This is a genomic window from Propioniferax innocua (assembly GCF_006716235.1).
In the GTDB taxonomy this organism is placed as follows: Bacteria; Actinomycetota; Actinomycetes; order Propionibacteriales; family Propionibacteriaceae; genus Propioniferax; species Propioniferax innocua.
Map to the genome: position 1 here is coordinate 1,294,713 of NZ_VFOR01000001.1, position 24,880 is coordinate 1,319,592.

General features: G+C 66.2%; 22 protein-coding genes and 1 tRNA gene. 14 read left to right on the forward strand and 9 right to left on the reverse strand.

Annotated elements, in window-relative coordinates:
• The first annotated feature begins 112 nt into the window (after positions 1-112).
• The 3 genes from nadA to nadC are packed head-to-tail and all read left to right on the forward strand — an operon-like array spanning position 113 to position 3,479.
• Complete coding sequence (nadA, locus tag FB460_RS06110; protein ID WP_142093145.1) at positions 113-1,123, forward strand: quinolinate synthase NadA; 1,011 nt, start codon at positions 113-115, stop codon at positions 1,121-1,123.
• Entirely contained in the window at positions 1,120-2,610 is a 1,491-nt protein-coding gene (locus tag FB460_RS06115) for an L-aspartate oxidase (RefSeq protein WP_142093146.1), read from the forward strand. Before nadA ends, FB460_RS06115 begins: the two co-directional genes overlap by 4 nt.
• Positions 2,607-3,479: a carboxylating nicotinate-nucleotide diphosphorylase gene (gene nadC, locus FB460_RS06120; protein ID WP_142093147.1), complete on the forward strand. Its 873-nt coding sequence runs from the start codon at positions 2,607-2,609 to the stop codon at positions 3,477-3,479. Before FB460_RS06115 ends, nadC begins: the two co-directional genes overlap by 4 nt.
• Before the next feature lie 259 nt (positions 3,480-3,738).
• On the opposite strand, the gene FB460_RS06125 is transcribed toward nadC, so the two are convergent.
• The 3 genes from FB460_RS06125 to FB460_RS06135 form a co-directional block, all read right to left on the reverse strand.
• Complete coding sequence (locus FB460_RS06125; protein ID WP_246044255.1) at positions 3,739-6,105, reverse strand: PhoX family protein; 2,367 nt, start codon at positions 6,103-6,105, stop codon at positions 3,739-3,741.
• 128 nt (positions 6,106-6,233) lie between these two features.
• Positions 6,234-6,590 (reverse strand): RNA-binding S4 domain-containing protein, encoded by a 357-nt coding sequence (locus tag FB460_RS06130; protein ID WP_142093148.1) that lies wholly within the window; start codon positions 6,588-6,590, stop codon positions 6,234-6,236.
• Between the two features lie 51 nt (positions 6,591-6,641).
• The gene (locus tag FB460_RS06135) at positions 6,642-8,633 is read right to left on the reverse strand and encodes an NADPH-dependent 2,4-dienoyl-CoA reductase (RefSeq protein WP_142093149.1); all 1,992 of its coding nucleotides are present in this window, start codon (positions 8,631-8,633) and stop codon (positions 6,642-6,644) included.
• A 178-nt stretch (positions 8,634-8,811) separates the two neighbouring features.
• Between FB460_RS06135 and FB460_RS06140 the strand changes: the two genes are divergently transcribed.
• The 3 genes from FB460_RS06140 (at position 8,812) to FB460_RS06150 (ending at position 11,925) form a co-directional block, all read left to right on the forward strand.
• Positions 8,812-9,750, forward strand: a complete 939-nt coding sequence (locus FB460_RS06140) for a ribonuclease HI family protein (RefSeq protein ID WP_211345895.1) — start codon at positions 8,812-8,814, stop codon at positions 9,748-9,750.
• Between the two features lie 26 nt (positions 9,751-9,776).
• On the forward strand, positions 9,777-11,276 hold the full coding sequence (locus FB460_RS06145; protein ID WP_142093151.1) for an MFS transporter: 1,500 nt from the start codon (positions 9,777-9,779) through the stop codon (positions 11,274-11,276).
• 67 nt (positions 11,277-11,343) lie between these two features.
• Positions 11,344-11,925, forward strand: coding sequence for a DUF4234 domain-containing protein (locus FB460_RS06150; protein ID WP_170209970.1), 582 nt, complete (start codon positions 11,344-11,346; stop codon positions 11,923-11,925).
• A gap of 123 nt (positions 11,926-12,048) precedes the next feature.
• On the opposite strand, the gene FB460_RS06155 is transcribed toward FB460_RS06150, so the two are convergent.
• Both FB460_RS06155 and FB460_RS06160 read right to left on the reverse strand, forming a co-directional pair.
• On the reverse strand, positions 12,049-12,369 hold the full coding sequence (locus FB460_RS06155) for a putative quinol monooxygenase (RefSeq protein ID WP_142093153.1): 321 nt from the start codon (positions 12,367-12,369) through the stop codon (positions 12,049-12,051).
• The gene (locus FB460_RS06160; protein ID WP_142093154.1) at positions 12,366-14,042 is read right to left on the reverse strand and encodes a DUF885 domain-containing protein; all 1,677 of its coding nucleotides are present in this window, start codon (positions 14,040-14,042) and stop codon (positions 12,366-12,368) included. Before FB460_RS06160 ends, FB460_RS06155 begins: the two co-directional genes overlap by 4 nt.
• A 104-nt stretch (positions 14,043-14,146) precedes the next feature.
• Between FB460_RS06160 and ggt the strand changes: the two genes are divergently transcribed.
• On the forward strand, positions 14,147-15,976 hold the full coding sequence (ggt, locus tag FB460_RS06165) for a gamma-glutamyltransferase (RefSeq protein WP_142093155.1): 1,830 nt from the start codon (positions 14,147-14,149) through the stop codon (positions 15,974-15,976).
• 62 nt (positions 15,977-16,038) lie between these two features.
• On the opposite strand, the gene FB460_RS06170 is transcribed toward ggt, so the two are convergent.
• Both FB460_RS06170 and FB460_RS06175 read right to left on the reverse strand, forming a co-directional pair.
• The gene (locus tag FB460_RS06170) at positions 16,039-16,797 is read right to left on the reverse strand and encodes a hypothetical protein (protein WP_142093156.1); all 759 of its coding nucleotides are present in this window, start codon (positions 16,795-16,797) and stop codon (positions 16,039-16,041) included.
• A 57-nt stretch (positions 16,798-16,854) separates the two neighbouring features.
• The gene (locus tag FB460_RS06175) at positions 16,855-17,430 is read right to left on the reverse strand and encodes a hypothetical protein (RefSeq protein WP_142093157.1); all 576 of its coding nucleotides are present in this window, start codon (positions 17,428-17,430) and stop codon (positions 16,855-16,857) included.
• Between the two features lie 234 nt (positions 17,431-17,664).
• Here FB460_RS06175 and FB460_RS06180 point away from each other — a divergent pair, with 234 nt between their 5' ends.
• Both FB460_RS06180 and FB460_RS06185 read left to right on the forward strand, forming a co-directional pair.
• Entirely contained in the window at positions 17,665-17,904 is a 240-nt protein-coding gene (locus tag FB460_RS06180) for a FitA-like ribbon-helix-helix domain-containing protein (RefSeq protein WP_142093158.1), read from the forward strand.
• The gene (locus tag FB460_RS06185) at positions 17,901-18,314 is read left to right on the forward strand and encodes a type II toxin-antitoxin system VapC family toxin (RefSeq protein WP_142093159.1); all 414 of its coding nucleotides are present in this window, start codon (positions 17,901-17,903) and stop codon (positions 18,312-18,314) included. The genes FB460_RS06180 and FB460_RS06185 overlap by 4 nt, the downstream gene beginning before the upstream one ends.
• Positions 18,315-18,366: 52 nt before the next feature.
• Here the strand turns inward: FB460_RS06185 and FB460_RS06190 are convergent, their stop codons facing one another.
• Both FB460_RS06190 and FB460_RS06195 read right to left on the reverse strand, forming a co-directional pair.
• Entirely contained in the window at positions 18,367-18,600 is a 234-nt protein-coding gene (locus FB460_RS06190) for a hypothetical protein (protein WP_142093160.1), read from the reverse strand.
• 340 nt (positions 18,601-18,940) lie between these two features.
• Positions 18,941-19,024, reverse strand: a tRNA-Leu gene (locus FB460_RS06195).
• A gap of 235 nt (positions 19,025-19,259) precedes the next feature.
• On the opposite strand from FB460_RS06195, the gene FB460_RS06200 reads away from it, so the two are divergent.
• The 5 genes from FB460_RS06200 to FB460_RS06220 are packed head-to-tail and all read left to right on the forward strand — an operon-like array spanning position 19,260 to position 24,799.
• A complete protein-coding gene (locus FB460_RS06200) occupies positions 19,260-19,973 on the forward strand; it encodes an FHA domain-containing protein (RefSeq protein WP_142093161.1) in 714 nt (237 codons plus the stop codon).
• A complete protein-coding gene (locus tag FB460_RS06205) occupies positions 19,973-20,434 on the forward strand; it encodes an FHA domain-containing protein FhaB/FipA (RefSeq protein WP_142093162.1) in 462 nt (153 codons plus the stop codon). Before FB460_RS06200 ends, FB460_RS06205 begins: the two co-directional genes overlap by 1 nt.
• Complete coding sequence (locus FB460_RS06210; protein WP_142093163.1) at positions 20,434-21,966, forward strand: PP2C family protein-serine/threonine phosphatase; 1,533 nt, start codon at positions 20,434-20,436, stop codon at positions 21,964-21,966. The genes FB460_RS06205 and FB460_RS06210 overlap by 1 nt, the downstream gene beginning before the upstream one ends.
• Positions 21,966-23,363, forward strand: a complete 1,398-nt coding sequence (locus FB460_RS06215; RefSeq protein ID WP_142093164.1) for an FtsW/RodA/SpoVE family cell cycle protein — start codon at positions 21,966-21,968, stop codon at positions 23,361-23,363. The genes FB460_RS06210 and FB460_RS06215 overlap by 1 nt, the downstream gene beginning before the upstream one ends.
• The gene (locus tag FB460_RS06220; RefSeq protein WP_142093165.1) at positions 23,360-24,799 is read left to right on the forward strand and encodes a peptidoglycan D,D-transpeptidase FtsI family protein; all 1,440 of its coding nucleotides are present in this window, start codon (positions 23,360-23,362) and stop codon (positions 24,797-24,799) included. The genes FB460_RS06215 and FB460_RS06220 overlap by 4 nt, the downstream gene beginning before the upstream one ends.
• Positions 24,800-24,880: the final 81 nt, after the last annotated feature.

Sequence of the window (24,880 nt, forward strand, 5' to 3'; positions counted from 1 at the left end):
CCTCGGACTTTGTAATGCTCTATGTGAGCACTATGCTCACTCTCGACAGTTATGCTCAGCATGAGCAATCTTGCTGTGGTGAACAGCACGCTCACATCCGAGAGGTACCGCCATGACCCTGTCCAGCACCAGCAGCACGGCACGGCCCGCACGCAACGATGCGACCGAACACCCGGCCTACGCCAAGGTGCAACACCTCATCCCCACCGTCGAATGGGCCACGTTCGTGGAGGACATCGATGCGATCAACCGCCTCAAGGCCGAGCAGGACGCGGTGATCCTGGCCCACAACTACATGACCCCCGAGGTGTTCCATGCCGTCGCCGACATCGGAGGGGACTCCCTTGCCCTGGCCAGGGAAGCGCAGAACGTGGACGCGGGAACGATCCTGCTGGCTGGCGTCCATTTCATGGCCGAGACCGCCAAACTGCTCAACCCGAGCAAGCGCGTGCTTCTGCCGGACCTGCGCTCGGGCTGTTCTCTGGCGGAGTCCATCACGCCTGCGGACATCGCCGAACTGCGGCGTCAGCACCCCGGGGCACCGGTGGTGACCTACGTGAACACCTCGGCCGCGGTGAAGGCCGCCAGCGACATCTGCTGCACCTCGGGCAATGCCGTGGAGATCATCAAATCCCTCGGCGTCCCCGAGGTGATCATGGTTCCCGACCAGTACCTCGCACGGAACATCGCCGCCCAGACCGATGTGCGCGTCATCACCCACCCGGGAGCGTGCGAGGTGCACGAACGCTTCACCCCCACCGACATCACCCAGATCCGCGATTCACACCCCGGTGTCACCGTGTTGGCACACCCCGAGTGCCCACCCGAGGTCGTGGCGGCGTCCGACCACTCCGGCTCGACCGCCCAGATGCAGTCATACGTGGAGGAACAGCAGCCGCGTCGCGTCGCCCTCATCACGGAGTGCTCCATGAGCGACAACGTGGCGGCCAACAACCCGGACGTCGAGTTCATCCGTCCCTGCAACCTGTGCCCGCACATGAAACGCAATTCGCTGAAGGCGATCCGCCACGCCCTCGAGACCGGGCGACACGAGATCACCGTCGACGCCGAACTCGCCGCCCCCGCGCGTCGGGCGATCGAGCGGATGTTGGAGGTGAAGTGAACGCACCGGTCGTGGTGGTCGGCTCCGGTCTGGCCGGCCTGGTCGCCGCCCGGTCCATCACCGGCCCCTGCCTGCTCGTGACGCCGGGGCGTCTGACGCAGGGGGCGGCGTCGATGTTGGCGCAGGGCGGCATCGCAGCCGCAGTGGGACCCGATGACAGCGTCGAGCTCCACGCCCATGACACATGGATCGCCGGGGACCGCGCCGGGGATCCGGAGATGATCGCTCGCGTCACCGGCGCCGGCCCCGGCACCATGGAGGAGCTGCGTTCCGTGGGCGTCGCCTTCGACACCACTCCCACCGGAGAACTCGATCTCCACCTCGAGGCCGGTCACAGCCGTCGCCGCATCGCCCATGTGCGCGACACCAGTGGTGCGGCGATCACCTCGGCGGTCGCGCGGGCCGTGGCAAAGGGGCCGGTCGAGGTCCTCGAACACACTCAGGTGGTGGATCTGCTCGTGGAGTCGGCCGGGCACGATGACACGGCAGATGGCAACACCACAGGGCGTGTCACAGGCGTACTGATCGAGGACGCCTCCGGCCGACGTGCCATCGACGCCGCCGCCGTGGTCCTGGCCACCGGCGGACATGGCGGTCTGTGGCATCATGCCACCAGCTCCCCGCACGCGGTCGGCGCAGGTGTCGCCATGGCGGCGAGGGCGGGCGTCCGCACCGATGATCTTCATCTGATGCAGTTCCACCCGACGGCCCTGGACGCCGGTGGAACCGGGCCGATGCCCCTGCTGACCGAAGCCCTGCGCGGAGCCGGAGCGGTACTGCTCGCGGACGGGCGACGATTCGTCGACGAACTGCGGCCCCGCGATCAGGTGGCCGCGGCGGTGTGGGAACAGCTGCAGGCCGGACGTCGCGTGCATCTCGACGCCCGTGGCGTCGAAAGGGTCGTCGAACATTTTCCGCAGGTCAACGATCTGTGCCGACAGGTCGGCCTGGAACCCTCGCGCGATCTGCTCCCCACCCGTCCCGCAGCCCACTACGCCATGGGAGGCATCACCGTGGACCGACGTGAACGCACGAGTCTTCCGGGACTGTGGGCCGTAGGTGAGGTCGCTCGAACAGGTCTGCATGGGGCGAATCGCCTCGCGTCGAACTCACTGCTCGAAGCCTTCGTGACCGGCCGTGACGCAGCATCCGACATCGCCTGCTGGATCCGTGATGAACGTGCGCGCAGCGGGCAGGGATGGAGCGAGGTTCCATCGGCCGATCCGGCCACCGTGGTGGCCCGAGGACCGGGTTCGATCATGGATCTCACCGAGGTCCAGGAGACGCTGGAGGCCGGTTGCGGGGTGCTGCGTGACGCATCCGGGATCCGCGCCACGATCGAACGACTCGCCCCCATGGTGGCGTCCGATGATGCCGCTTACGTCGCATGGCTCGTGGCCCATGCCGCACTCGATCACCGGAACAGTCGCGGCGCGCACCGGCGCGTCGACGATCCATCACTCGCAACGAAGGGAGCAACGGCATGATCGCAATGGCTTTGGACGAACTGGTGCAACGGGTCCTGATCGAGGATCTGGGCGATGTCGGTGACCTCACATCGATGACGACCCTCGATGAGGACGAGTCGGGAACTGCACGGATCGTGGCCCGCGAAGATGCGGTGATCTCGGGCACCTCGGTGGTTGAGGCGACATGTCGAGCCGTCGATGTGAGGCTTCAGGTCGCCTGGATGCGGACCGACGGTGATCGCGTCGAACCCGGTGATGTCGTCGGCGAGATCTCCGGATCGGCCCGCTCCATCGTCACCGCCGAACGGACGGCCCTGAACTTCCTCGGACGTCTCTCGGCCGTGGCGTCGAACACTGCCCGCATGGTCGATCTGGTGGACGGCACGGGCGTCCGGATCGTCGACACACGCAAGACCACCCCTGGTCTTCGCGCGCTGGAGAAGGCCGCGGTCCGCCACGGGGGTGGCGTCAACCATCGCATGGGGTTGCACGACGCCATCCTCGTGAAGGACAACCACATCGCTCTGGCCGGTGGGATCGCTGCGGTGCATGCCCGACTCGCCGCCCGGTGTGGCCACATGGTGCGCGTGGAGGTGGAGGTCGATTCCCATGACCAGCTCGGCGAACTACTGGCTCTCGACGCCACGCGTATCGCGGCCGGGGCTGCACCGGTGGTGCACGGGGTGTTGCTCGACAACATGTCCCCCGAACAGGTGGCCGAGGGAGTGGCGATGGTGCGCGCGCACCCTGCGCCGGTGGTGGTGGAGGTCTCCGGTGGCGTCAACCACGACACCGTGCGCGGGCTCGCAGAAGCGGGACCGGACGTGATCTCGATCGGCGCACTCACCCACTCCGCCGGATGCATCGACTTCGGTCTGGATCTCTGACCTCCTGAGCATGCTCCACCTCTACGTTGCGCCGGGCAGACACGGCACAACGTAGAGACAGCACCAGACCAGGCCAGACGAAGACCCTCCACTCCTGCGTTGTGCCGCGCAGACGCGGCTCAACGTAGAGGTGGAGCCGACCCGATCGGGCTTCAGCGCAGGAGCGGAGACGCGTGGAGGCCCGACCGTGCGGTCGGGCCTCCAGCAGCTCACGGAACAGATCCCGGTAGCAGAGCCGCTCCCGGGAGCCGATCGAGGATCAGGCCTCGTCGTTGCCCTCGGTCTCGTCGGCGTCAACCGGCTGGCCGGCACGGGCGTTGCGCATCAGCAGACGCGCGCCCAGGCCGAGCGCACCGGCGCCAGCGGCACCCGCACCGAACAGACCGGCGGTCGCACCCGTGGACGGGAGCTTGCCACCGGGCTTGTCTCCGCCATCGACCGGTGCCGGAGCACCATCGGCCGGTGCTGACGACGGGGCCTCCGCAGGCGCCGAGGATGCCGGGCTCGAAGGCTCCGAGCTGGGCTCCTGCGACGGCGTCGCCGTCGGCTCGGCCGATGGGGTCGCGGTGGGCTCCTGCGACGGCGTCGGGGTGGGCTCAGCAGCGGTGCGCCAGACCGTCACGATCGACGGACGCGGGTAGTCACCGTCGGGCCAGGTGGAGACATGCGTGTCGAAGTCGGCCTCATCATCCTCACCGGGGTGCTGCACCGCGACGTTGACACGCTCCGGGGTCACCCACGGGCCGCAGGTCTCGGCTGCGATCGGCACCGAGAGGAACTGCATGACCCTGCCACGCTCCTCACCCTCGAGCGGAACCGCGTACAGACCGTCATGGGCGTCGAGCTTGTTTCCGTCGGTGGAGATCCACAGGTTTCCGTACTCGTCGAAGGTGAGGTTGTCGGGGCACGAGATCGGCGAAACCTGCGACTTGTCGAAACCGCCGTAGTAGCTGCCCGGATCGTTCGGGTCACCGGCCAGCAGCAGGATCTCCCAGGTGAAGGTCTCGGCGGTTGCGTCGTCCCCGTCCTCGATGAGCTCGATGACGTGGCCGTGCTTGTTGGTGCTCGCGTCATCCTCGGTCACGAAGCCACGCGGGTTGGCCTCGTCGGCGTCGGCGGCGGTGCGCTTGGTGTTGTTGGTCATGGCCATGAACACATGCCCGGTCATCGGGCTGGGCTCGATGTCCTCGGGACGGTCCATCTTGGTGGCGCCCATCTTGTCGGCTGCCTGACGCGTGTGGATGAGCACCTCGGCTGCCGTCATGTCGGGGACGAACGACTCGTCACCGTGCACGAGCTTGATCCACTCACCGGTGCCACCGAACTTGCCGTCGGACGGCACCGCACCGGTGCCGTCGATCTCAGCCTCGGGCGAATCGCCGGTGAAGCGTGCGACGTAGAGCGTGCCGTGGTCGAGGAGGTCGGCATTGGGGTTGCCACCGTCCTTGGCGTTGGCCTGCTCCATCGGGGCGTCGGAGACGAACTTGTAGACGTAATCGAAACGCTCGTCATCGCCCATGTAGACCGCGACACGGCCATCGGGGCCGACGTTCATGTTGCCGGCCTCATGCTTGAAACGGCCCATGGCGGTGCGCTTCTTGGGCGTCGAGGTGGGATCCCAGGGGTTGACCTCCACCATCCAGCCGAAGCGGTTGGCCTCATTGGGCTCCTTCGACAGGTCGAAGCGATCATCGAAGTTCTCCCAGCGACGATCGGTCTCGCCCTCGGGCAGCCCGTAACGTGCGTAGGCCTCCACGGCGGCCGGATCATCGATCGCAGCGGCGTTCGCGAAGTACTGGTTGAAGTTCTCCTCCGAGGTCAGCCACGTGCCCCACAGCGTCAGGCCGCCGGCGCAGTTGTTGAGCGTTCCCTTGACCTTGGTGCCGGTCGGGTCGGCCGAGGTCTTGAGCAGATCATGTCCAGCGGCCGGACCGGTCATCTCGAAGTCGCTGGTGGCGGTGAAGCGACGATTCAGTTCGTGATCCACGATCGGCGTCAGCTCACCGGTGCCAACCGTCTTCTTGACCGCGACCACCGAAAGACCATGGGCGGCCCACTCGACCTCGACCTGCTCCCGCGTCGGATTTCCGGGCTCGTAACCGGGGAACATGATGTTGGGATTGGTGTACTCGTGGTTCACCATCATGATCTCAGTCTCGGCATCGACGTCGAAGAAGCCGAGGAAGTCGCAGTTGTAGCCGAACTGCCCCTCTTGGGCGGCAGCGGTCTGGTTGGCCGGGTCGAAGTCCGGGGCGCTCGAGAAGAGCTTGTCGCCCCAGCGCATCACGACGTCCTGTTCGAACCCCTCGGGAATGACCACCGCGTCCTCGGTGGAAGGCGCGATGGGCGTCCAGTCAAGGCCGGTGGCCGGGCTGAGCGCATGAGCAGGAGCACCACCGCGGATGGCCTGGAAGCTCAGCCCCGTCGCTGCGGTTGCTCCCACGACCGCACCGACCTTGAGCACCGTACGACGGGAGATGATCGACTCGACGACGTCTCCGAAGTAGGTGTTGGACGTGGTGTTCGGGACTTCATGGAAGCAGGCATTGCCACAGCGGTACTGGCAGGTGGCGCTGGATCGGTTGCCGTGGATCGGCGCGAACAGCTTGAGCAGACGACGAGACATGGCTTTGACTCCCGGTGGTTCGTGCATGAGAACGGGCCCAGCACATACCGCACAGGCAAAGCCCCGGAAGCATCCGGTTACCGGAGGGTGAACGATCGGCAACCATCTCCGCTCTGCACATTACGTGGTCAGCGTCGACCGTGGAGACGGTCCAGGGCCCGCCGATCCTTCTTGGTCGGACGCCCCGCGCCGGGGTCTCGACGCGCCACGGGGTGGGAGAGATACGCGGGCCGAGGTGGCGAGTGATCCACGTAGGCGGCCTGCGCGAGCGGGGCACCCACACGTTTGGTCAGCAACTGCACAACCTCGAACTCCCGCGTCCAACCTGGCTGACGAACCTCGACCCGGTCCCCCACCCGTACCTGTTGACCAGGCTTGACCGGACCACCATTGCATCGCACATGCCCGCCCTTGCAGGCCTTCGTTGCGATCGAGCGGGTCTTGTAGATCCGCACCGACCACAACCACACGTCCAAACGCGCCATCAGACCAGTCTACGCGCGGCTCATCGACGAGCCCATGTCACCGAGCCGGCCTCACAGCGTCGCAGCCAGCTCAACGCCCTGCCGGATGGCCCGTTCGGCGTCGAGCTCGGCCGCCACATCCGCGCCACCGATCACGTGCGCCCCGGGCGTGTCTGCGAGCTCACGAAGGGACTCCTGCCCGGTGCACACCACAACCGTGTCCACCGCGATCACCTGTTCGACTCCATCGACGGTGATGTGAACTCCGGCGTCATCGATGCGTTCGTACTGCACTCCGGTGTAATGGTGGACGCCCTTGGCCCGCAGGGAGGCCCTATGCACCCAGCCGGTGGTCACCCCAAGACCCTTGCCGATCTTGGTGGTCTTGCGCTGCATGAGATGCACCTCGCGCAGACTCGGAGCCACATCGGGCTCGACCAGCGAGAGATGCGCCCCCACATCGGCGACCCCCCACTCGGCTCGCCATTCATCCACCGGCTGCGGGGTGGGATTGGGCACATGCCGTTGGGTGAGGAACTCGCTCACATCCACACCGATGCCCCCAGCCCCCAACACTGCGACGCGCTCCCCCGCGATCCGTTCTCCACGCAGAAGCTCGGCATAGGTGATGACGCTTGGATGGTCGATGCCTTCGATGTCGGGAATGCGTGGGGTCACACCGGTGGACACCATCACCTCGTCGAAACCACGAAGGTCCTCAGCCCGCACTGGCCGATTGAGGTGCACAGTCACACCATGGGCCTCGAGCTGCGCGGTGAAGTACGCAATCGTCTCGGCGAACTCCTCCTTGCCCGGAACCTGCATGGCGAGTGCGAACTGCCCACCGACCTCCGCGCGAGCCTCGAAAAGTTCCACGACATGACCCCTCTGTGCGGCCGTGACCGCGGCCGCCAGCCCGGCGGGCCCGGCCCCCACGACGGCCACTCGTTTGGCCTGCCGCACCGGGGAGATGACGAGCTCCTGCTCGCGACCCGCACGTGGGTTCACCAGGCAGGACACGCTCCGGCTGCTGAACGTGCGGTCCAGACACGCCTGGTTGCAAGCGATGCACGTGTTGATGGGCTGCCCCGTCACGGCTCTGTTCACCCATTCGGCATCGGCCAGGAAGGGGCGGGCCATCTGCACCAGATCGGCCTGCTCAGCGGCGAGCACGCCTTCGGCGACGTCAGGGGTGTTGATGCGGTTGGATGCCGCCACCGGAATGCTCACCGCATCCCGAACCCGGGCGGTGGCATCGACGAAAGCCGCACGCGGGACCGAGGTGACGATGGTGGGCACGCGCGCCTCGTGCCAACCGATCCCCGTGGCGATGTAGCTGGCTCCGGCGTCCTCGACAGCCCTGGCCACATCGAGCACCTCGGGCCAGGTCTGACCATCGGGAACGAGATCGAGCACCGAGAGCCGGTAGGAGATGATGAAGTCCGGTCCGGTCGCGGCGCGCGTGCGCCGTACGATCTGGAAGGGCAGCCGGCGCCGGTTGGCAGCCGACCCACCCCACCGGTCGGTCCGACGGTTGGTGCGCGGCGCGAGGAACTGGTTGATCAGATAACCCTCGGACCCCATGATCTCCACGCCGTCATAGCCCGCCTCGGCAGCGAGTTCGGCGGCACGGACAAAGTCATCCACGGTGCGACGGACCATCGGTTCGGGAAGCGCCATCGGCGTGATGGGGCTGATCGGGGCTTTCACCCGAGAGGCCGAGACGGCCCACGGAGTGGCTCCATAACGTCCGGCGTGCAGGAGCTGCAGGATGATCCGTCCGCCGTTGTCGTGCACCGCATCGGTCACGACGCGGTGGCGCCGCGCATCCCTGCGCGTTCGCATCAGACCGGCTTTCGGGTAGAGCGTTCCGGCAATGTTCGGAGAGAAGCCACCGGTCACGATCAGCCCGACACCACCGCGGGCTCTCTCGGCGTAGAAGGCGGCCAGACCATCGAGCTTCGATCCGTCCTCGAGCCCTGTGTGCATGGATCCCATGATCGTGCGGTTTCTGAGCGTGACCCCATTCAGAGTGAGCGGCTCGGAGAGCAGCGGGTACGACATTGTCCCTCCCAAAGTCGGATGCGCCCGTATCTTACCGGCCAGTAGGAATGCCGCCACCCCAGAAGCGCCTGCGCAATGCAGCGTTTGATCCATGATCAACCACCTCAGGGAGTTGATCATGGATGAGAATCTGCAGTTCGTACTGGCCTCCGCAGCACTCCATGACACAATCGCCCGCGTGATCACGGCAGCAGCAGATGGATCGGCCCTCAACAACCCCGGACCCGCAGGTTGGGCGTGGTTCATCGACGACACATGCTGGGCCGCCGGCGGCTGGCCCAGCTCCACGAACAATCGAGGCGAGCTCCAGGCGGTGCTCGACCTTCTGCACCAGACCGCCCACGTGGACGACGAACTGACCGTGCTGTGCGATTCGCAGTACGTCATCAACGTCATCACCAAGTGGATGAGCGGATGGAAACGCAAGGGATGGAAGAAGGCCGACGGCAGGCCGGTCCTGAACGTCGATCTTGTGCAGGCACTGGATGAGGCCATGCTGGGACGGAACGTGACATTCGAGTGGGTCCGCGGACACTCGGGGCACGAGCTCAACGAGGCCGCCGACAAACTCGCCCGAGCCGCGGCGGAAGCCTTCCGCGATGGGACGAAGGTGAAATCCGGCCCCGGTTTTCCCGGCGCTGGAACCGCTCCACTCACCACAGATCAGGAGCTGCTCACCGAACCCGACGACGAGCCCGAGCTCGGTCTCCCCCGCGATGGTTTCGATGGGGATCTGTTCAGCGAGGTCGATGATGCAGACGTTCCCAAGCCCTCGGACGAGGACATCGTCGCAGCCGCTGAGCGCTCGCTGTTGACCGATGCCGTGCGCCAGGATCCGGCCCAGGTCGCCACGCTGCTGCACGCGCAGTGGACCGAGATCGGGGCGTCCGGCAGGCAGTGGACGCGCGCCGAGATGCTCGCCGAGATCGGCCCGCTCCCCCCGGTGGATGGCCGCCCGCTCGCCGATACCTTCGAGGTGATCGACACCCAACGCCTAACCCCTGACGCCATCCTTCTGCTGTGGCGCACCGCGGGCAGCATCCGTTCCTCGGTCTGGCTCCGGCACCAGGACGGCTGGCTCCAGCGCTTCACACAGGGAACACCACAGGTCGACTGACCCACGCTGATGACCACCCCACAGCCATGAACGACGATCAGAACCCGCCGAACACCTCGGGCGCCGACGACGCAGAGAGCCCCGAGGTCGACACGCGTGCCGGCTGGCGAGCTCTCATCGCCCTGGTGTGCGGCTTCTTCATGATCCTGCTCGATGCCACGATCGTGTCGGTGGCCATGCCGGCGATCATGGATGGTCTCGACGCGGACACCGGGGCCGTGGTGTGGGTGACGAGCGCTTACCTGTTGGCGTTCGCAGTTCCCCTGCTCATCACCGGTCGTCTCGGTGATCGCTTCGGCCCCAAACGTATCTATCTGACCGGACTGACGCTGTTCACCATCGCCTCGGTGATCTGCGGGTTCGCTCCCACGATCGGTGTCCTGATCTGCGCCCGCGCCCTTCAGGGGCTGGGCGCATCGATGATCAGCCCACAGTCGATGGCGGTCATCACCCGACTCTTTCCGCCCCGGAAGCGTGGTGCGGCGATGGGCGTGTGGGGAGCCGTGGGCGGCATCGCCACTTTCAGCGGACCTCTCGTGGGCGGGCTCCTCGTCGACACCGTGGGCTGGGAGTGGATCTTTCGCATCAACCTTCCGATCGGGATCGCCGCCTTCATCGCAGCCGTTCGGCTCGTGCCGACGCTGCCGCAGGCGTCGCACCATTTCGACCTGATCGGTGTGGGTCTGAGTGCGGTGGGGATGTTCTGTCTGGTGTTCGGGCTCGAAGAGGGCCACCGTTACGGCTGGGGCCAGATCATGGGCCCGATCAGTGTCCCGCTTCTCCTCGTGGTGGGTGCGGTGGTCATGACGGTGTTCGTGTGGTGGCAGACGCGTACATCCGAGCCGCTCGTGCCGCTGGCGTTGTTCGGTGACCGCGACTTCTCCGCCGCCAACATCGGCATCATGATGATGGGTGGGATCGTGAACACGATCAACATCCCGCTCATGTTCTACCTGCAGACCGGACGCGGCATCTCACCGCTCATGTCGGCTCTGGTGCTGATGCCGTCGGCCGTCGTGGGTGGTGTGCTCGCCCCCTTCGTGGGCCGTTACGTCGACAGGACCCACCCGCGGCATGTCGCCATCGCCGGTTTTGTGGTGCTGTCCACCGGGTTGGCGTGGACCGCTGCCATGATGCGTCCCGGTTTCTCGCCGTGGTGGTTGTTCGCTTCATCCACGCTGTTGGGGATGGCGAACAGCCTCATCTGGAGTCCGCTCTCGGTGTCGGCCACCCGCAACCTCCCTCAGCATCGCGCTGGCGCGGGCTCGGGTGTCTACAACATGACGCGACAGTTCGGCGCGGTGCTGGTCATGGCGATCACCGCAACGCTGATGGCCGCCCGGCTCGATGCCCGCGTCGGCGGAGATCCGACGCAGACCCCCGGACCCGCAACCGCCGAGGAGCTGGCGGGGTATGCCCTGGCCATGGGTGACACGGTCTGGTTCCCGGCGGTGCTGGGGCTCATCGGGGTCGGCGCTGCCGTGACGCTGCAGCGGGCGACAACTTCCGAAAACCGCCTGCGGTAGCCGCCGTGACGGCTTATCGTTCGTGGTGATGGCCGCCCGTGATCCACGCGACTTCCGGAGGACAACCATGTCGTATCAGCAACCGCAGCCAGGCCCCAACGGCTTCGGCCAACCGGGCCACCAACCACACGACCAGCCACCGGTGAACCAGTTCACCCAGCCCGCACCCCAGCAGTTCGGCCAGCCGGCCCCACACGGCGGAAGTGAGCTCGCGCCCATCAGCCAAGGTTTCCCCGAGCCGACGAACCCTTACGCTCCTGCGACGAACGCCCCCATGGGACCGCCGCTGGGACCTCCCGGACGTCCTCAGGACACGACGCTTCTGCTCCTGCTCACCTTCCTGACAGGTGGTATCTGGGGCTTGGTGTGGTACTACCGCGCCGGCGAGGACCTCAAACGCTTCACCGGAACCGGCATGGGCGGCGGAGTCCACCTGCTTCTCGCCCTGTTCCTGGGCATCGTGGAGGATTTCATCCTGCCGAACGAGATCCAGCACGCCTACGACCGCATCGGTCGTCGTTCCCCGGTCAGTGCCATGACCGGGCTGTGGGTGCTCCTCGGCTTCTGGCTCGTCATCCCGATCTTCATCTACATGTACAAGGTCAACGGGGCGCTCAACGATCTGTGGCGGGCCGCCGGCCCACGCTGATGTAGCCCACCTCTACGTTGGGCCGTGCAGTCCCGGCATGACGTAGAGGTGAGCGACGGGCGGGGTTCTGTGCTCTCGGACCTGCCATCGAACATGTGGCCTCGTGGCCGGTCCGGCCCCGGGTCAGTCGATCTGCAGTTCGCCCATCGCGTCCCAGTCGTCCCCATCGATCTGACGGCTGATGATCTTGGGCGTGCTGAGCAGCATCGGACGCATGGCCTCGAGCCCCTTGGCGAAGTGTTCAGAGTTCACGTGGGCTGCGGCGGCGTCATCATCGAAGGCCTCCACCAGGGTGAAGACGTTGTCCTGCTCGCAGCTGCGGTTCCACTCGAACCATTTGTTGCCGGGTTCGGCACGGGTGGCTTCGGTGAACTCGCGGGTGCGTTCGAGCCACTGGTCGACGTGTTCGGGCTTGACCTCGTACTTGACGACGATGAAGATCATGCGTCGACGCTATCAACCGCGGGCGACGCAGCCCCGCCCAAGGTCTCCCGCAGGACCCGCAGCGGCAGGCCGCCGAGGGCGAGTGCGTTCGAGTGGAAGTCCTTCGCGTCCCCGGGGTATGCGGCACGCAGTTCCTCCCAGATGCGCTGCCCCAGGGCATACGAGAGGGCCTGCCCCGCCCAGCCGAGGTAGCGGTCACGTTCGAAGGTCAAGAACCCCTCTCCCATGGCGACGTGGCGACGAAGGAACGCGAATGCCGAGTCGGGGGTCCAGGCGTGGGCGTCGACGCCGATGTCGGCGGGCGGCATCGGCAGACCGAGGTGGTAGCCGATGTCGAGGACCACCCTGGCCGCGCGCAGACGCTGGGCATCCAGCACTCCCATGCGTGTGCCCGGGTCGTCGTGGAAGCCGAGCTCCGCCATCAGTTTCTCGGCGTACAACGCCCAGCCTTCGCCATGACCGGAGGTGAACGAATCCACGCGACGCCACAGGTTGAGGTCGGGCTCCACCAGTGCCTGGCCGAGCTGCAGATGATGGCCGGGCACACCCTCGTGATAGACGGTGGTCAGTTCCTGCCAGCGCGCGAACGTCGTCTCCCCCGCCGGAACCGCCCAGTACATGCGCCCGGGGCGAGTGAAGTCCGCCGACGGCGGCACGTAGTAGATGCCACCGGTCCCGGAGGGGTCGATGCAGCATTCGATGGTGCGGATCTCGGCGGGCACGTCGAAGTGGACACCGTCGAGCGCGGCGATGGCACCATCGGCGGTCTCCTGCATCCACGCCTTCAGTGCGTCGACGCCATGGATCTGGCACGCCGGATCATCGTTGAGCCGCTGCAGTGCCTCATCGACGCCGGTCCCCGCGCCGTAGAGTTCAGCGGCCACGTCTTCTTGTTCGGCGATGATCTCCCGGAGCCGGTCCTGGCCCCAGGCATAGGCCTCGTCCAAGTCCACCTCATCCCCGACCCACTGCCGCGAGAGCAGCGCATACCGGTCCCGCCCCACGGCCTCGGCCTCCGGGCTGCGCGGCGCCAACTCCTCACGGAGCCACGTGGCGAATTCCGCGTGCGCAGCACGGGCGGCGTCCAAGGCCTCGGCGAAACCCGCTGGTGGTTCGTCCCCGGCGATATCGGCGAGCATCGAATCGGATGAGGCCAGGTCGTCGCACTGCCCGGCCAGCAGGAGGATCTGGCGTCGGGCCGCAGGCAGTCCTCGTGCGGCGGCTTGTTCGAGGGATTCGCGATAGCCCGCAAGAGCCTGCGGCACGCACGCGAGCTGTGAGGTGGCCTGCTCCCGGCCCTCGGCGGTGCTGGTGTCGTGCATCGTCAGCAGCGTGCGGATCGTCTGCACCGGGGTGGTGATGTTGTTGACCTCACGCACGTCTTCACCGGCGTCGTGCAGCTCCCGGATCAGTCCCATCCGGTCACGAGCAGCCGCTGCGGTCACCTCGTCGACGGTGTCGAAGCCGGGCTCCAGTTCGTCGACGCGACGCAGGAAGTCACGCGCCTCGGCGGCGATGGCCTCATGGAAGGCCGGCGAGAAATCGGGGAGATCGCCGTGGTTGTCGCCGATGCCCCACTCCATTGCCGCCGTGGGATCGAGCACGGCGATGCGATGGACATATTCCTCGCTGGCGGCATCGAGTGGTGACGGCGTACGTGGTGCAGTGCTCATGCGCGGACCCTAGCGAACGTCACCTTCCGTCTGCTGTGCTCTTGGCACCGATGGGGCGATCCTCTAACGTGCCGTTATTCATCCATAGACGAAGGAGTCCATCGATGCCCACCTCGATCAATGGCCCGCGCATCTCCCGACGCCTGCTGCTGGGCCTCGGAGCCGGTGTGGGTGCGACCACGCTGCTGCCCTCTGGGCCCGTGTCGGCTCATCCTGCCCGCGGAGGGGCGATCCCCGAGCCGCTGAAGGTGCGTGAGGCCCGCGGGTCCACCGCGGCGGTGGCCTCGGTCGATCCTTACGCCAGTGACATCGGCATCGGTGTCCTCGAGTCGGGCGGCAATGCGGTCGACGCCGCCGTGGCCATGGCTGCGGCGTTGGGCGTCACCGAGCCCTTCTCGTGTGGTCTGGGTGGTGGCGGATTCTTCGTCTACAGGGAAGCGTCCAGCGGCCGGGTGTTCACCATCGACGGGCGTGAGACGGCCCCTGCTGCCTTCACCGAGAACGAGTTCACCGATGGTTCCGGCGAGGCGCTTCCCTTCGATGAGGTGGTCAATTCAGGACGCTCGATCGGTGTTCCGGGAACCCTGGCCACGTGGAACGAGGCCGTGGAGCGCTTCGGTACGCGGGATCTGGGGAGTCTGCTCAAGCCCGCTGAGCATCTGGCACAGAAGGGGTTCGTGGTCGATCAGAACTACCACGACCACACCGCGGCCAATGCCGAGCGCTTCAGCAGGTTCCTCGAGACCGCGCGGGTGTTCCTGCCCGGCGGCGAGGTGCCGCGCGTCGGCTCGCGGTTCCGCAATCAGGATCTGGCCGCGACGCTGCGGCGTATCCGCACCCACGGTGTTGATGAGTTCTACACCGGTTCCATCGCCGAGGCGATCGTGGCAGAGGCGAACCGTCCCGGAACGGTGGCCGGCCACGAGGTGGTGGGCAGTCCCATGACTTTGGACGATCTCGCCGGCTACGAGGCCATCTGGCGCGATCCGACGGTCAGCACTTATCGCGGCATGACCGTGTACGGCATGCCCGTGCCCAGTTCGGGGGGCATCGCGGTGGGCGCGATCCTCAAGCTCCTGACCGAATACGAGCGGATCACCGGCGTCCCGATCTCGAAGCTGTCGGAGGCCGAGTATCTGCACCGCTTCGCCGAGGCCTGCGCGACCGCCTTCGCCGACCGGAACCGCTGGGTCGGCGATGTGGATGACGTACCCACCGATGAACTGCTCAGTGATGGCTTCGCCGCCGAGCGCGCCCGCCTGTTCGACGCCGAACGTGCGCAGGAGCGCCCGATCCCGTTCGGGTGGCCCGACGGGGACTACGAGGGCGCCAACCCGGAGGGTCAGGGCCAGCGTGAACCGTACGAGGGTGAGTCGACCACGCATCTCAATGTGATCGACCGGTGGGGCAACACCGTCTCCTACACCCTCACGATCGAACAGACCGGTGGTTCGGGCATCACCGTTCCGGGGCATGGGTTCTTGCTGAACAACGAGCTCACCGACTTCAACTTCGTTCCCGTGACGCCCGGGGTTCCCGATCCGAACCTTCCGGGGCCGGGCAAGCGTCCACGTTCGTCGATGTCTCCGACGATCATCACCGAAGGTGACCAGACGAGGTTGTCGGTCGGCACACCCGGTGGGGCGACGATCATCACGTCGGTGGCCCAGATCATCGTCGGCCACTTCGAGCGCGGACTTCCGCTGGTGGAGGCGATCGCCGCGGCACGGGTCAGTTCGAGGAATGCGCCGACCACCGATGTGGATCTGGGGCTCATGGACACCTCCGTCGGCGCGGAACTCACGGCTTTGGGCCATGACCTCAACGCCAAGGATCCGATGGGCAATGCCTCGGGCATCGGGCTCGAGGATGGCGAGCTGGTGGCAACGGCCGAGACCGTCCGCGGCGGTGGTGGTTCGGCTCGCGCGGTGTGACCCCGCGCGGAGACAGCATGGTGCCGTGCGCTCCGGGAACCGTCCCGGAGCGCACGGCCGCATCAGATGCTGAGAGGGTCCACGTGCCAGCGCCAGAGCACTGGAACGGTGACGGTTCCGTCGGCGGGTTCGCCCGGTTCCAGGCCTGCATCACGCAGGGCGGCGACGAGGTCGGAGGCGATCTCTGCGTCGGTCGCCTCGTCGTAGGCGACGTAGCCGATGCGCAGGGGACGCTGCTCTTCGTGTGAGAGGTTCTCCCACTCGTTCACCCAGATGAGGACGCCGCCGCGTTCGCGCGGCTCGATGTCGGACCAGTCGGTGAAGAGACCCACCGCGATGCGTCGTTCCTCCAATGCGACAAATGCAGTGAGGACGCGGTCGGCGTCGGTGGTCTCGCCGTCCCAGGCCTGTGCGATCTCACGGCACTCGCGCCACACGTGGGTGGCGAGTTCCTCGGCCAGCTCCTCGAGGTCGGCGTCGGGGTCATCGGTGTCCTCGGGGGCGTCGGGATCCAGATCATGGTCGACATCCACATCGACGTTGGGGTCCTCGCGTGCGTCCACTTCGTCGTCGGTGTCGAAGGGGCCGGCGAACTCCTGGTTGTCGTCGTAATCGACGACCTCGTCGGCGTGGGACTCCAGCTCTTCGAGGATCAGTTCGGCGGCGTCCTCGAACTCGTCGGTGTCACCGCCCATGATCCGGTCACGCACATCCTCGAACACCCATGTGAGCTGCTCGTTCCCCCACAGCAGTTGCGCCTTCGGGGAGAGGTTCTCGACATCCGCCATGACGTCCTCCTGATCCGGGAAAGACCGATCCATCTGACCGCTCCATGCTCCCACAGGGGCATCGGCGCACAGCAGCCGACCGGCCCCATCTCAGGCCTGCTGGCCGCCCTGCTCCTGCACCCCAACCTGCTCCTGTATCTCAGTGAGGAATGCCCGCCACCAGGCTTTGAGTTCATCGGAGTGCTCGTTCGACGCCAACCCGTCGTGGTTGACCGCCGCCACGGACTTGCCGTTGGTCTTGTTCTGGATGTTGATCGTGATCTTCGAACCGTCGGCGAGGTCTGCACGCCAGTAGCGCCACTTCTCGGTGGCACTGGTGCGGGGTTCACCCGCCAGTGGGATGCCCGCCAACTCGTCACGTCCTGCGGCGACGGCGTCGACGGCAGCGAGGGTGGCGTCCATGTCCGAAGGCATCGTCTTGGAGACGGTGACGCTGAACGAACCGTCGCACCGCTCCCCCACGCCGCGTCGCCCGATGTGCTGCTCGTAGGCGACGGTGACGCCCTGCGCCCACCACTCCGGGCTCTTCGACGCGCCCCGTGCGTTGATGTGTTCGAGGACCTTGGCCGCCATCGCGGGATGGTCCAGATCCTTGTGCGGCTCGAGGATCTCCAACCACTCGGCCCACGTGATGCCCGAGCCGGTTTCCAGAGCTGTGGTCTGCATGATGCCTCCTTGCTGCGGATGTTTACCACACGGAGCAATCGCAGCACTTTTCAGATACGACCGAAGTTGGCGACTGGTTGTCGAACTGCCGATCCGAGAGCGGACGAGCAACACCTCGGCCGATATGGACGATCGGGAGACGTGGCGCATCACCAAGATGAAGTTCGCGTCACGTACCGACAAGTCCGCGACCGCCTCAACATTCAGTGCTAGCATGAATCCGGAGGTGCTGGCATGCGAGCGATCACGGTGAGAAACCTGGACGATGAAGTCCATCGCGCCCTGATGGAACGGGCGCATGCGAACAAGCGGTCCATGGAGGCGGAGGCCCGCGAGATCCTCACCCGTGAGGTTCGTGCCGACGTCGCGTTCCCCAATGTGCTCGTCGAGTTCTACTACGCCTGCCGGGAAGACCCCGCCGAGCTTCCGGAGATCACACGCGACATGGAACCCCCACGGGTGGAGTTCGAATGAACGTCGCTCTCGACACCAACGTGATCTCCGAACTCACCAAAGCCCACCCCGACCCGAACGTGGTCACATGGATCGGCAGGTACAGATCAGCAGAGCTGTTCCTCCCCGCTCCGTGCCTGGCAGAACTGCACCGCGGGCTCCTCCTGATGCCGCCAGGACGCCGACGCGAAGCCCTGACCACCCACGTGGATCGACTGCTCACCGGGCTCGGCGGCGTCTTGGCGTTCAGCGCGAATGAAGCTCGAGTGTTCGCGCGCCTGACGAGCCAACCCGGTCGCCCGCGGCCAACGACCGACGCCATGATCGCAGCGATCTGCTTCACTCACGAGATGCCACTGGCCACGAGGAACACCTCGGACTTCTCCGACTGCGACATCGAACTGATCGACCCCTGGGCCCCTCGGGAATGAACCACCAGCACCTTGAGCGGGGCTCGCACACCAACCGGAACGCGCGCCGCCCTCAGGCCAGCTCTTGTGCGGACGCAACCACCCACCCGGCAAACCACAGCACCAACGCGGCCCCCACCATCAGCCCGACACCCACCAAGAGCACAGCCAGTGCAGCCACGGCGATGACGAGACCGGCATCGACGGGCCTGGCCTCCATCGAACGACTCGGATCGGCCAGATCGACCACATCGGCCGGGCCAACCACGATGTCGACGCAGAGGAGCACCACCACACCGGGAATCACGCACCCATGATCCCGGAAGGGCCATCGACATCAAAGACAACGACCGGCCACACGTTCACCACACAGTGGAAACAGAAGCACCGACATCGGTGCACAGACCTCCACTGCAATAGAACGCCACCGCGTTCAAGCAGCACCCGGACCCGAACGAGGCGCGTGAACAGGCCCCGAGCATTGAACCTGAGGGTTTGTGACCGACAGCGGCCACGAACCCTCAGGTGTGTTCGCCGGGGCCCTGCTTTTGGTGGCAGCTTCGACGGCAGATGGTGATCTTGATGGCAGGTGGCGAAACAACAAAGTCCCGGGACATCCATCAACGATGTCCCGGGACTTCACACTGTGCGCGAGAGAGGACTTGAACCTCCACGTCCCAAAGGACACTGGCACCTGAAGCCAGCGCGTCTACCGATTCCGCCACTCGCGCGTACTGAAAGCTTCTGCTTTCGGCAACCGGAGTACTCTAGCATGCACCGTGACGCAATGCATAGCCAGATTGCACAGCCAGGTTGCACGCCAGATTGCGCCATCCGCCCACGAGAGGCTGTTCCACTAGGTAGGGTGGGTCGCTCCCGTTACGATGGGCGGCGGCCCGCGCGCCAGCGGGTCAGCCACACGGCGCACCTGCGCCGAACGACCTGACTGCCGACTGAGGGGACACCATGGGATTCCTGGACCGTTTCGAGCGGGGCCTCGAGGGCGCAGTCAACGGTGTCTTCGCCCGCGCGTTCAAAGGTGACGTGCAGCCGGTGGAGATCGCTGCCCGCCTGCAGAAGGAGCTCGACGCCGAGGCCAAGATGGTCAACCGGCACAAGAAACTCGTCCCCAACGAGTTCATCGTGGGACTCTCGCAGCATGACTACGACCGCCTCACGCCCTACGGCAAGACGCTGACCGGCGAGATCATCCCCGAACTCCGTTCCCACGCCAAGGAAGCCGGCTACGTGTTCAACGGGCCGATCATGCTCCACTTCGAGCTGGACGACGCCCTGCCCACCGGTCGGTTCACCGTCGCATCCGAGGCCGTCGCCAAGGTCGACAGCAGCGTCGACAACCACAGCAACTCCGCGATCAACCGGGCCGACCTCGTCCTCGAGGTCAACGGCCTGCGTCACCCCCTCACTCCTCCCGGGGTCGTGATCGGACGCGGTTCGGACGCCGACCTGCGCGTCAACGACCCCGGCATCTCCCGCCGCCACGCCGAGGTGCAGGTCTCCGGCTCGGGGCTCGACATGCGTTACCGCATCGTCGACCTGGGCTCCACCAACGGCATCAAGGTGGACGGCGACAAGGTCCCCCATGCCGATCTGCGCCCGGGCACCACCATCACCATCGGCAACACCCGCATCCTCGTCCTCGACGCCGCGGGTCGCTGATGTCGACCATTGCCGTCACCCTCATCAAGGTACTGTTCCTTGCCATGTTGTGGGTGTTCATCCTCAGCAGCGCCGGGATCATCAAGACCGACCTCTTCGGCAGGTCGGTGCCCAGCAGCGCCCTCACCAAGGACGGCGAACGCCCCAAGCGTCGACGCGGCAGGGGCGGGCCACGGCACTTCATCATCACCAACGGGCCCCAGGCCGGCATCGCCGCCGACCTCTCCCACGGCTACGTGCAGATCGGCCGAAGCGCCGACTGCCAGATCATCCTCGACGACGACTACGTCTCGACCCGTCACGCCGAGCTGATCGCCGACGACCGCAGCGGTTGGTACATCGCCGACAAGGGATCGACCAACGGCACCTACGTCAACGGTGAGCGCATCACCGCCCCCACCACCATCACCACGTCCGACACCGTTCGTATCGGCCGGACACAACTCAAGCTGGAGGCCTGATGGCCGACAACAACACCGAAGAGCCCGACGGGCACCTCGACCCCGACGAGATGGTGGACGCCGCCGAGGCCGACGCCCCGAACACCGACGAGATGGTGGACGCCGCCGAGGCCGACGCCCCGAACGCCGACGAGCAGGACGAGGCAACCACCCCGGTTCCCATCGACACCGATGATCCACAGTTGTACCTGCGTTATGTGACGCACTCGGAGATCGGCCCGGTACGCAAGAACAACCAGGACTCCGGCTATGCCTCACCCAATCTGCTGGTGGTGGCCGACGGCATGGGCGGCGCCGCAGCGGGCGACCTGGCGTCGAGTATCGCGATCGACCACGCGAAGAAGGCCGACCATCGGGTGGCCGGGGAGGACATGCTCGAGGTCCTCGCCGGTGCGGTGGAGCGGGCCAACAGCCAGATCGCCGATCTGGTGGCCGACGACCGCACCTTCGACGGCATGGGCACCACCCTCACCGGCGCGATGTTCGACGGGCACCAGTTGGGGTTCGTGCACATCGGGGACTCACGCGCCTACCTCCTTCGCGATGGGGAGATGCAGCAGCTCACCCATGATCACTCGTGGGTGCAGTCGCTCATCGACGAAGGCAAGCTGACCTACGAGGAAGCCGCCTACCACCCCCATCGTTCGCTGATCCTCAAGGTCATCAACGGTCAACCGAACAACGAACCCGACACCGGCCTGGTGGATGTGCGCGAGGGCGACCGCCTGCTGTTCTGCAGCGACGGCCTGTGCGGCATGATCGAAGACGACGAGATCCACAAGGGTCTGGCCATCGACGACCTCGACGCGTCACTCGACGCCCTGGTGGCCGGCGCGCACGCCGGCGGCGGAATGGACAACATCACCATCGTGATCGCCGATGTCGTCGCCGACGAAGCCTCCGCCACCACCGAGGCCAGCGCGGTCGGCGCCATCACCGAACACGACCTCCCGGCGTTCTTCGAGCAGGCCCGGCGGAACCGTGAGCAGGCTCAGGCCTCCCCGTCCTCCCCCGACTCCCCCGGTTCGCCCTCAGACGAAGACGAACCCGACGACCCGGAGGCCGACAGATACGCCCCGGTCCTGCCCCCCAAGAGTCGGCGTCGACGCTGGACCACACTGCTGACGGGCTTGGGCATTCTCGTCCTCATCGCAGGAATCCTCACCGCCGGCTACGTGTGGTCCCGCACGCAGTACTTCGTCGCACCCGCCGAGGAACGCGTCGCCATCTACCACGGACTCCCGCAGGATGTACTGGGCTACCCACTCTCGGACGTGTACGAGGTGCAACCCACGAAGATCAACGACCTTCCGCCGTTCTTCGCCCAGCGTGTGCGCGACACAATCGTGGTCAACTCACTCGATGAAGCCCACCGGACCACCGACCAGCTGCAGGCAGAAGCCGAACGTTGCATAGAAGCCCGCAACGCCGCCGAAGATCCCCCCAGGGGCGAGGGTCCGAAGAAACCCGGACGCGCTCCCTCGCCGGCTCCGGCAACGACCGGGACCGAAACATCCACCGAGGGCTGCTGATGGCCGAATCGGAGACCACAGGCAGCGGCATGGTGGTCATCTACCACAAACGCCGCAACGTCGAAGCAGCGATGATGCTGTTCGCCCTGGCGATCGGCATCATCGGCTGGACCCTGGTGGAATACAACCTCCACGAGGAGGTCCCGACGAATCTTCCGGTGGTGGCCGGGATCTGGGTGATGCTCGGGCTGATCGCCCACCTGGCGGTGCGGATCCGCATCCCCTACGCCGACCCGGTGATCCTTCCGTGCGCGATGCTCCTCAACGGTCTGGGGCTGACGATGATCCACCGGATCGACCAGATCAGCGACCCCGTCGCCACCGGCGCACACACCCAGCTGATGTGGACCACGATCGGCATGACGCTGTTCGTGCTGACCGTGACATTCCTGCGTGACCACCGGCGTCTGCAGGCCTACACGTACATCATGTTCCTGAGCGGCCTGGTCCTGCTGCTGCTCCCACTCGTCCCGGGGCTCGGCCGCGAGGTCATGGGTGCCCGGATCTGGATCTTCATCGGCCCCTTCTCATTCCAGCCGGCCGAGATCGCCAAGATCGTCCTCGCCGTGGCCTTCGCGTCCTACCTGGTGGAGAAGCGCGAGGTACTCGCCGAGGCCGGAGCCCGCGTCCTCGGCATCGACCTTCCTCGCCCACGCGACCTCGGGCCCATCCTCATCATGTGGGTCGCTTCGCTCCTCGTGCTCGTTTACCAGCGTGACCTGGGCACGTCGCTGCTGTTCTTCGGGCTGTTCGTGATGATGCTCTACACCGCCACCGAACGCCCGAGCTGGCCCATCCTGGGATCGGCCATGTTCTTCGGCGGCGCCTACGTGGGCTACCTGTTGTTCAGCCACGTGCAGATCCGCGTCAACGCGTGGCTGTTCCCCTTCTCGAACTTCGACCAGAACCTGCAGGTCATCAACGCCCAGTACGGCATGGCCTGGGGTGGTCTGATCGGCACCGGTCTTGGGCTCGGACGCCCCGGCCTGACGCCCCTGGCCCGCTCGGACTTCATCGCCGGCGCCATCGGTGAGGAACTCGGCACCGCCGGACTCATGGCCGTCGTCATGCTCTACGGGCTGATCGTCGCCCGCGGACTGCGGGCCTCGCTGGCGTCGAAGGAGCTGTTCGGCAAGCTGCTCGCAGCAGGCCTGAGCTTCGTGTTCGCCCTGCAGGTGTTCATCATCATCGGCGGAGTCACCCGGCTGCTCCCCCTGACCGGCCTGACCACGCCATTCATGTCCCAGGGCGGCTCGTCGATGATCGCGAACTGGGTGATCGCGGGCCTGTTGCTCGTGATGTCCCATCAGGCCCGCAAACCGGTGGCTCCTGTCACCGAGGATCCCGACCCCGACCGTGAGAAGACCCAGCACGTCCCAGCCGGAGGTTCTGCATGAACCGACCGATCCGACGCGTCGCAGTGGTGTGCATGGTGATGTTCACCCTGCTGCTGCTCAACGCCACCTACAACATCGTGGTGCGCCAGTCCGGGCTCAACGCCGACTCCCGCAACCGCCGCGTCCGCGATGCCGAATTCGCCCAGGACCGCGGCCCCATCCTCGCCGGCCAAGAGCAGATCGCACGTTCCGAGCCCTCCGACGGCACGTTCGGCTACCAGCGCCTGTACGACCAGCCGTACCTGTACGCCCCAATCACCGGGTACTACTCGTACGACCACGGCAACACCTCGTTGGAGGCGAACTACAGCTCCAAGCTCGCCGGCACCGACGATTCACAATTCGTGCGCCGCACGTTGGACCTGGCCACCGGTGAACAGCCCAAGGGAGCATCGGTGGAGACCACGATCAATCCCGCCGCCCAGCAGGCCGCCTACAACGGGCTCGAGGGCAAGAAGGGCGCCGTGGTGGCGATGGATCCACAGACCGGCGCCATCCTCGCCATGGTGAGCACCCCGAGCTTCGACCCCAACGCCATCGCCTCACATGACCTGCAGGAGGCCAACGAGTCGTGGTCACAGCTCGCCGAGGACCCGAACAACCCCCTGACGAATCGGGCCACCCGCGAGATCTACCCGCCCGGCTCGGTGTTCAAGCTCGTCACCGCCGCTGCGGCTCTGGAGAACGGCCACCCCGCCGATGCCCCCATCGATTCACCCGAGCAGTTGCGTCTGCCCGGCACCCAGACCGACCTCGGCAACGACACCTACTGCGGGGGCAACCAGATCTCGATGGAGCAGGCGCTGAAGGTCTCCTGCAACACCGCATTCGCCAACCTCGCCCTGGAGGTCGGGGAGGACGAGATGCGCGCCAAAGCGGAGGAGTTCGGGTTCGGAACGCAGCCGCTCGCCGAGCTCAACGCCGTCGCGAGCCGCTACCCCACCGAGATGAATGACGCCCAGCTCGCCATGACCGGCATCGGTCAGTACGAGGTGGCGGCCACTCCCCTGCAGATGACGCTCGTGGCCTCGGCCATCGCCAATCGTGGCCAGCTCTACCGCCCCTATGTGGTGGAGACGGTGCGGGCCAGCAACCTGAGCCCCATCGAGACCCATCGCCCCGACCTCATGGGCCGTCCCCTCTCCGGTGAGAACGCCGACGCCCTGGCGGGCATGATGGAGACCGTCGTCACCGAAGGCACCGGAACGAACGCACAGATTTCCGGCGCGACGGTCGGCGGCAAGACAAGTACGGCCCAGTCAGCCCCCGATCGCCCCCCATATGCCTGGTTCACCTCCTTCGCGAAGGACGACGAAGGAACCCCCAAGATCGCGGTCACGGTGTTCGTCGAGGACGCCGGTGTCAGCCGCAGCGAGGTCTCCGGCGGAGGCCTCGCTGCGCCGATCGCGCGAGACGTGATGGAGAGTGTGCTGTGACCCACATTGCGAACAGACAGAAGGTGGAGGACCTCCATGGATGACCAGACGACTCCGCCGGAGGGACAGCCCGGAGCGCGT

Excerpts from the sequence above, each read along its gene's own strand:
- FB460_RS06150 (WP_170209970.1), top strand. The coding sequence starts at position 11,344 with ATGTCGTATCAGCAACCGCAGCCAGGCCCCAACGGCTTCGGCCAACCG.
- FB460_RS06125 (WP_246044255.1), bottom strand. The coding sequence starts at position 6,105 with ATGTCTCGTCGTCTGCTCAAGCTGTTCGCGCCGATCCACGGCAACCGA.
- FB460_RS06205 (WP_142093162.1), top strand. The coding sequence starts at position 19,973 with ATGTCGACCATTGCCGTCACCCTCATCAAGGTACTGTTCCTTGCCATG.
- FB460_RS06185 (WP_142093159.1), top strand. The coding sequence starts at position 17,901 with ATGAACGTCGCTCTCGACACCAACGTGATCTCCGAACTCACCAAAGCC.
- FB460_RS06220 (WP_142093165.1), top strand. The coding sequence starts at position 23,360 with ATGAACCGACCGATCCGACGCGTCGCAGTGGTGTGCATGGTGATGTTC.
- FB460_RS06175 (WP_142093157.1), bottom strand. The coding sequence starts at position 17,430 with ATGCAGACCACAGCTCTGGAAACCGGCTCGGGCATCACGTGGGCCGAG.
- FB460_RS06160 (WP_142093154.1), bottom strand. The coding sequence starts at position 14,042 with ATGAGCACTGCACCACGTACGCCGTCACCACTCGATGCCGCCAGCGAG.
- FB460_RS06170 (WP_142093156.1), bottom strand. The coding sequence starts at position 16,797 with ATGGATCGGTCTTTCCCGGATCAGGAGGACGTCATGGCGGATGTCGAG.
- FB460_RS06215 (WP_142093164.1), top strand. The coding sequence starts at position 21,966 with ATGGCCGAATCGGAGACCACAGGCAGCGGCATGGTGGTCATCTACCAC.
- FB460_RS06155 (WP_142093153.1), bottom strand. The coding sequence starts at position 12,369 with ATGATCTTCATCGTCGTCAAGTACGAGGTCAAGCCCGAACACGTCGAC.
- FB460_RS06135 (WP_142093149.1), bottom strand. The coding sequence starts at position 8,633 with ATGTCGTACCCGCTGCTCTCCGAGCCGCTCACTCTGAATGGGGTCACG.
- nadA (WP_142093145.1), top strand. The coding sequence starts at position 113 with ATGACCCTGTCCAGCACCAGCAGCACGGCACGGCCCGCACGCAACGAT.
- FB460_RS06200 (WP_142093161.1), top strand. The coding sequence starts at position 19,260 with ATGGGATTCCTGGACCGTTTCGAGCGGGGCCTCGAGGGCGCAGTCAAC.
- ggt (WP_142093155.1), top strand. The coding sequence starts at position 14,147 with ATGCCCACCTCGATCAATGGCCCGCGCATCTCCCGACGCCTGCTGCTG.
- FB460_RS06130 (WP_142093148.1), bottom strand. The coding sequence starts at position 6,590 with ATGGCGCGTTTGGACGTGTGGTTGTGGTCGGTGCGGATCTACAAGACC.
- nadC (WP_142093147.1), top strand. The coding sequence starts at position 2,607 with ATGATCGCAATGGCTTTGGACGAACTGGTGCAACGGGTCCTGATCGAG.
- FB460_RS06180 (WP_142093158.1), top strand. The coding sequence starts at position 17,665 with ATGCGAGCGATCACGGTGAGAAACCTGGACGATGAAGTCCATCGCGCC.
- FB460_RS06210 (WP_142093163.1), top strand. The coding sequence starts at position 20,434 with ATGGCCGACAACAACACCGAAGAGCCCGACGGGCACCTCGACCCCGAC.
- FB460_RS06145 (WP_142093151.1), top strand. The coding sequence starts at position 9,777 with ATGAACGACGATCAGAACCCGCCGAACACCTCGGGCGCCGACGACGCA.